The organism is Advenella sp., from assembly GCF_052108595.1.
GTDB lineage: Bacteria > Pseudomonadota > Gammaproteobacteria > Burkholderiales > Burkholderiaceae_B > Advenella.
Window position 1 is genome coordinate 20,079 of the sequence record NZ_JBQEAU010000057.1, and the last position, 6,965, is coordinate 27,043.

Annotated in this window: 7 protein-coding genes; 4 read left to right on the forward strand and 3 right to left on the reverse strand. The window is 56.3% G+C overall.

Features of this window, described 5'->3' with window-relative positions:
- Window positions 1-140: 140 nt before the first annotated feature.
- Window positions 141-1,895, reverse strand: a complete 1,755-nt coding sequence (gene ilvB, locus ACTIKR_RS11640) for a biosynthetic-type acetolactate synthase large subunit (protein WP_442327904.1) — start codon at window positions 1,893-1,895, stop codon at window positions 141-143.
- A gap of 154 nt (window positions 1,896-2,049) precedes the next feature.
- Here ilvB and panB point away from each other — a divergent pair, with 154 nt between their 5' ends.
- Both panB and ACTIKR_RS11650 read left to right on the forward strand, forming a co-directional pair.
- Entirely contained in the window at window positions 2,050-2,874 is an 825-nt protein-coding gene (panB, locus tag ACTIKR_RS11645) for a 3-methyl-2-oxobutanoate hydroxymethyltransferase (RefSeq protein WP_442327905.1), read from the forward strand.
- A complete protein-coding gene (locus ACTIKR_RS11650; protein ID WP_193088219.1) occupies window positions 2,871-3,380 on the forward strand; it encodes an SET domain-containing protein in 510 nt (169 codons plus the stop codon). Before panB ends, ACTIKR_RS11650 begins: the two co-directional genes overlap by 4 nt.
- 53 nt (window positions 3,381-3,433) lie before the next feature.
- Here the strand turns inward: ACTIKR_RS11650 and ACTIKR_RS11655 are convergent, their stop codons facing one another.
- The gene (locus ACTIKR_RS11655) at window positions 3,434-3,928 is read right to left on the reverse strand and encodes a nucleoside 2-deoxyribosyltransferase (RefSeq protein ID WP_193088218.1); all 495 of its coding nucleotides are present in this window, start codon (window positions 3,926-3,928) and stop codon (window positions 3,434-3,436) included.
- A 127-nt stretch (window positions 3,929-4,055) separates the two neighbouring features.
- On the opposite strand from ACTIKR_RS11655, the gene ACTIKR_RS11660 reads away from it, so the two are divergent.
- Window positions 4,056-5,657: a YdgA family protein gene (locus ACTIKR_RS11660; RefSeq protein ID WP_193088217.1), complete on the forward strand. Its 1,602-nt coding sequence runs from the start codon at window positions 4,056-4,058 to the stop codon at window positions 5,655-5,657.
- A 341-nt stretch (window positions 5,658-5,998) separates the two neighbouring features.
- Complete coding sequence (locus ACTIKR_RS11665) at window positions 5,999-6,328, forward strand: YegP family protein (RefSeq protein WP_130303200.1); 330 nt, start codon at window positions 5,999-6,001, stop codon at window positions 6,326-6,328.
- 163 nt (window positions 6,329-6,491) lie between these two features.
- Here ACTIKR_RS11665 and ACTIKR_RS11670 read toward each other — a convergent pair.
- On the reverse strand, window positions 6,492-6,965 hold a 474-nt coding region (locus ACTIKR_RS11670; protein WP_442327906.1), incomplete at its 5' end, for an aminotransferase class I/II-fold pyridoxal phosphate-dependent enzyme.

The following is a 6,965-nucleotide window of genomic DNA, read 5'->3' on the forward strand; positions in this document are numbered from 1 at the left end:
TATTTAGTAATTACTATATATCAATAATAATAAACAATGCGCACCGGAAGAATGACGGCAATACAATGCCCGCGCTATCAAAACAAAAGCCCGGCCATGACAATGACCGGGCTCCAGCTCAAACAGGACAGGCGTCCTGATTATTCTTCCACGTACCAGGTATCTTCGGAAAGCATGACCTGTTGATGGCCATAGCCAGCCGGCATCATGGGAAAGCAGTTCTCCTGCGGCTGCACTTCCACATTCAGGAAATAAGGACCCTCATAGTCAAAGCAGTCACGGATGGCATCTTCCAACTGCAGCGGATCAGACACCGTGGCCGCTCCCCAGCCAAAGGCCGTGGCCAGTGCCACAAAATCGGGAATGGAAGCGTTATAGCTGTGGCTATAGCGCCCGTCATGAATCAGTTCCTGCCACTGGCGGACCATGCCCATATGCCGGTTGTTGCACAGGATCACTTTGACCGGCGTTTCGTGCTGGATCGCGGTCGACAGTTCCTGGATATTCATGAGTACGGACGCATCGCCGCTGATGCATACCACCAGTGAATCCGGATTGCCCACTTGCGCGCCAATCGCGGCAGGCACGCCGTAACCCATGGTGCCGGCACCGCCCGAGGTCAGCCAGCGATTGGGCTCACGAAACTTCAGGTACTGCGCGGCCCACATCTGGTGCTGGCCGACATCGGTACTCACAATGACGTCCCGGCCTTCAATCAGGTCATTGACAGTTGCCAGTAAATGCTGCGGCAGAATCACGTCGTCCGACGGCGTAAAGCCAAGACAATTAGTGCTGCGCCATTTTTCAATGCGCGTCCACCAATCGTCGATCAACCCGGGTTCGCGCTCCAGCGACTTGACCTCATTAAACAGTGACTTGAGCACCGGATAGCAGTCACCCACCAGCGCAACGTCGGCGCGCACCACTTTATCAATAGATGCCGGATCGATATCCAGGTGAATCTTGACTGCGTGCGGGCAGAAGTCGGACAGACGCCCGGTTATACGGTCATCAAAGCGTGCGCCGATGCATACGATCAGATCCGCATGATGCATGGCCAAATTGGCCTCCAGCGTTCCATGCATGCCCAGCATGCCCACGAACTGCTTGTCGTTGGCCGGGAAAGCACCCAGCCCCATCAGCGTGAGCGTGCATGGCGCACCTGTGTAGCTGACCAGATTTGAAAAGACCTCGCAGGCGTCCGGGCCGGAATTGATCAGTCCGCCACCACCATAAAACACGGGGCGCTTGGCATTGGCAATAAGCGAAGCGGCGCGCTTGATGGCAGCCTGCATTACGGAAGAGGTCATTTGGCCAGCCGTATTGACGGCGGGCTCGATCACTTCGCTTTCCGGCTCCTGCGGCGCCTGCGCCATCTGGATATCCTTCGGAAAATCAATCAGCACCGGGCCGGGGCGGCCGGCAGCCGTCATGTTATAGGCCTTGGCGGTCATGGCGGCCACATCTTCAACACGCTTGATCTGGGCATTCCATTTTGTGACCGGCCGGGAAATACCCACCGCATCGCACTCCTGGAAGGCATCGGTACCGATGGCGCCGGTTGCTACTTGCCCGCTGATACACAAGACCGGGATCGAATCGCACAGTGCATCGAGCAACCCCGAGGTGGTATTGGCCATACCCGGGCCGGAGGTGACCAGTACGACGCCGGGCCTGCCGGTAGAGCGCGCATACCCCTCGGCCGCATGCATGGCAGCCTGTTCGTGGCGAACCAGCACGTGGTGGATGCGCGGCTCGGAATACAGCGCATCGTACAGCGGCAATACGGCACCGCCGGGATAGCCGAAAATGGTATCGACCCCGTTTGCAATCAGGGTTTCAAGCATCAATCGGGCACCATTGAAGGCAGGCGTATCGTTCTGGGGTGTGTTCATTATTCAAATCCAACTGACAGACAGGTTTTCCATAGAAGCTTAAATAATATCCTTTTTGTAATGCACTGACAGAAAACCCGCGATTACACGGTAAACTTACCCCTTCGCCATGTGGCCGCAGACGGCCAGCCGTATTTCAAGAAAGGTGCTTTTGATGAGTGTGCATACCACAGCAAAACGGATTACCGTCCCGCAATTGCGGGCCTACAAAAACCAGAAAAAAATCGTCTCGCTCACATCCTATACCGCGCCCTTTGCCCGGGTGCTGGACGAGTATCTGGATATGATCCTTATCGGGGACTCCACCGCGATGGTCGGATACAACATGGAGAACACACTGGCCATCACCCTGGAACAGATGGCTGCCCATGCGCGGGCGGTGGTGCGTTCCACGCAGAATGTCTGCGTCGTGGTAGACATGCCTTTTGGCAGTTATCAGGAGTCGCCCGAGCAGGCCTTTCGCAACGCCGCATTCCTGCTCAAGGAATCGGGCGCCGATGCCGTCAAATACGAAGGCGGCACGCCGCTGGCTGCAACCACGCGCTTTCTGGTCGACCGCGGTATTCCCGTGCTGGCTCACATCGGACTGATGCCTCAGTATCTGAACACCATGGGCGGCTTCAAGGCGCAGGGCATGTCGGATGAAGCGGCCGAAATCATCTACCAGGATGCACTGGCACAGGAACAGGCCGGCGCCTTTGCCGTGGTGATCGAAGGCACCGCAGAGCCCCTGGCGCGCCGCATTACACAGGCATTGAGCATTCCCACCATTGGCATTGGCGCTTCGCCCGACTGCGATGGTCAGATCCTGGTGGCAGAAGATATTTTCAACCTGACGCCCAATCGCATTCCCAAATTCGCACGACAGTTTTCCGACGTGCAGGCCGCCATCCGCGATGGCGTGCAAGCCTACGCCAATGAGGTACGCGAAGGCACTTTCCCCACACTGGACCATTGCTTTGGCGTCAAGAAAAAATGATCGAAAAAAAGAAAAATATCGCCAACCCACCCTGGCATGTCGTGCGCAAATCGACGTTGCACGGCAACGGTGTTTTTGCTGCTCGTAATATACCGCAAGGCACGCGCATCATTGAATACACAGGCAAACGCATCAGCGCCAAACAGGCCGATGACATGCACCCGGTCAATCCGGATGATCCGTTTCACACTTTCTTTTTTTCCACCAGCAGCGGCAGGATCATTGATGGCGGCAATGGTGGCAACGACTCGCGCTGGGTCAATCACAGTTGCAATCCCAATTGCGAGACACAGGAAGGAAGCGGCGGCAAACGTGTCTATATATATGCCATTCGCGATATTCTGAAGGGCGAAGAACTGTTTTATGATTACGGGTTGATCATGGACGGCAGAATCACCAAAACGCTGCGCCAACAGTACAAGTGCCTGTGCGGCGCACAGGCCTGCCGCGGCACCATGCTGGCCTTACCCGAAAAAAAGAAGGTCAAGCGCAAAGGCAGCAAGTAAAAAGCCAGGCACGCGCCCGGATGATGAGCCCAGTTGCGGGCCCGCCGCCCGCATCATGAACCGTCTGCCTGCATCGCCTGCAAACACGCCAATGCATCACCCTGCACAATCTGCGTGCTGCAGGCAATCATCAAATTCAGATTCATCCCGAAATCCTCTACCGTGTAACCCTGCGCATCAACAACGCGCCCATCCTGCGCCTGCACGCCGGCCTGCGCCACCAGCGCCTGTGTCTGTTCGGTATAGGCCCATACGGGCTTGCCCTTGGCCACAGCATAGCCCACCTCGAACACGGTTCCGGAATCGGGCTCCAGGCCACGAAACGGGTTCAGATTGGCCATGACACAATCGGCCTGTTCGATCAGCGCGATATTGGCCCGGTAAATCCAGTCGGCCAGCGCCGTGCCGCTCAACTGCTGCGGCGCTGCGTTGTCCAGGGGATACAACCCGGCAAACCCATGACGCGCGCATAGCGTTTTGAGCCACTGCCCATAGCTGGCCGCGTCCGACCGAAAGACATCAAAGCCGGCAAGATAGACTTTTTTCATTTACAATTCATCCACAGTTTCATTCGGGCAATTTCCCCGCAAGCCACATCTTACATTCCGCAACATTGCGCCTGCAATCGGGCCGGCGGAATATTAAACTCATTGGGGCATGCCGCAACATCATTGAATGTTGCACATCACAAATATCATGGGCAAAAAAATCACCAAAACACTGGCTGCCGTTGTGCTGCTGGTTATACTGGGCTACTTCGGTGGCACATGGTATAGCGGCACAAAAGTGGACGAACAGGTCATCCGTCGCACACAGGACATCAACGCACAACTGCGCAGCAACGGGCTTCCCGTGCAAGTGACATCGGAGAAAAAAGATGCCGGCCTGTTCTCTTCCACTTACACGCTGACCCTGCGACTTGACAATGCCGGTCAGTCGCATTCGCTGGACTTTAACGTGCAGGTCGAGCATGGCCCCCTGCCCCTGTCCCGACTGCAGCAGGGCAAACTGGAACCGGTGCGGGCACTCAGCCACGTCACACTGATCAACAATGAAAAAACCGCGCGCCTGTTCGAATTGAGCCAGGGGCAGCCGCCGCTTGAACTGTTGTTGACCACCCATCTTGACGGACAGACACGGTATCGCGGACGCGTGGCCTCGCTCGCGTTCAATAATATCCGAGACGGCCAGCTGCATTTTGATGGCATGAACTTTGAAGGCGCAGTTGACGCGACAAACCGGGTGGCCCAGTTTTCCGGAAACATGCCGTTGATACAGGTCACGCCGCCGAAAACCGAAAACGGTACGAGCACTTTAATTTTCCGGGACCTTGCCATGTCGTCCCATTATGACGGTCGCGATACAAAGAACCCGCTATGGCGCCAACAATCGACATTGGCAGCATTCTCGCTTGCCAGTGATGATGCCAGACTGGAAATCGACCAGTATCAGACCGATTCAAAAGCGGACACCCAGGACAGCCTGCTGGCGCTGCAGCAAAATACCGTATTGAACCAGGTCCGCGTCAACGGCACCGATCTTGGCAAACTGCAATATACCGTGACCGCTTCAGGACTGGACCGTGCCGGCGCCATGCAGTTTATAGCGCAAGCCTGGCAGCAGTTGCTCAATGTCGGCCAGCCCGGTGACCAGGCAGTGCCACAACAGAAATGGATGGCTTTGCTGACCAGCCTGGACCTGATGCTCTCGGGCAAGCCCGAGCTCACTGTAGGGCCCATTACCTGGACCCTGCCGGAAGGGTCTGCCAAAGCCTCGATCAACGTGGCGCTGAACAACCCGGTTCCGCTGCTATCGCGGTTCGGTAACGATCCCTACGCCTTGCTGCTCAATGCCCTGCGCTCGGTTCGCATGGAGCTGCAGGCAGATCAGGCCATGCCGCAAGGCGCCGCGGACAGGGTCAGTCAGCTCAGGTCCGGCGCCGTGGCCTCACCCGGATCCACCGTCGAGCCCACGGCAGCAGAAAAACTGGACACCATTATCGATATCCTGGTCAGGAACCAGTTGCTGTACCGTAAACAGGATCAGATTGGCCTGAGCTTGAATATTGAGGGTGACCCGTCACTGGCCTCTGCCGGCGCAGTAGACATGAATGGCGAGCAGTACGATCTGGTCGGGCTTGTCAGCGCCGTGCAGACACGGGCAGCGGCAGCCGAATTACAAATCAGGCAACTGACACCGCCTGCGCCGCAAGATGCTCCTGAACAAGAGACCCCTGAGCAACAAATACCCGAGCAAGTAGACCCCAGGCAAGACTGAGGCAATTGCAGTCCCGTGAAACTGTCGGTGGCTGCAAGCAAGGTGATGGCGTGGTTGATGCGAGATCGATGACGGACCAGGCGCCCGACAACGCCTGTCGCTTGCGCCTACAAGCGCGATTATTATCTGGCAGCGCAGCATGACACTTGCCAACCGACATCTGAGCGGGCACAGCACCACCCCGAGGTTTTGCGCACCGCCTGCCTGTACCGCAACACCCTGCCCCAAGAGGGCCAGACATATTATTTCATTCTACATTCCACGAATTTGCAGTATGCTTTGCCAGGCAGTTTCTTTCATGCGGTATTTATTCCATTACACTTGCAAGGAAATTCATTGCTATGTCTGCTTCATTCGAACTCAAAAAATCCGTTGATGGCCAGTTTCATTTTTCCCTGCACGCAGCAGATGGCGCATCTGTCCTTAGAAGTGAAACCTATACGACCCTTGCCTCGGCCAAAAATGGAATCGAGTCGGTTCGCAAGAATGCAGGAACGGACAGCCGCTACGTTTTTGAAAAATCCGCCAACGGCAAAACCTATTTCAATCTGAAAGCGGCCAACGGCCAGATCATCGGCAGCAGCCCGCTATTTTCCGATCCCCACGGCGCCAGGCAGGCAGCCGACACGGTCAAGCATCATGCCGCCACTGCTCCGTTGCACGAAGCCTGAACCTGATTCATTACCCTGCCCCTTGTGAATCAGGCGCTGGCGCCCCGACTGGCATGCTAAATGGTGTGCAAAATGGCGTTCAATAGCGCCGGAAATGATGTCGCAGGCCTGCAAGTTACCTATCCAGATGGTAAGCTTGCCAATCGGCCATGCCTGGCGCTGATCAGCCCTGCTGCCAGGCGGCCAGCGCATCCCATAAATGGGGATGATCATAACTGCTGACCGACAGACGCAGGTAAGTGCTGACGCGCTGATCAGGATAAAACAGGGAGCCGGGCGTGGCGGGAATGTTGTGCAGGTTCAACTGGCGAGCCAGTGGTTCGGCGTCGCGGGACATGTCGAGCCAGAGAAACAGCCCGGCAGCAGGAGGTTGGGCCAGGACATAGCCCAGATCGCCCAGTCGCTCCAGCATCTTGGTACGCGCCCAATTGATACGTTGCCGCAGCCGTTCTATATAAGAACGATAATGCCCGCCGTGAATGATTTCATGAATAACACGCTCATTCAGGCTTGAGGTGGACAGGCCGGAAAGCAGTTTGAGCATGGCTATTTCATTCAAAATATTTGCAGGCCCGGCAATAAAGCCCACTCGCATCGCAGCACCCAGCGTCTTCGAATAATTGCCAAGCAGAAACGT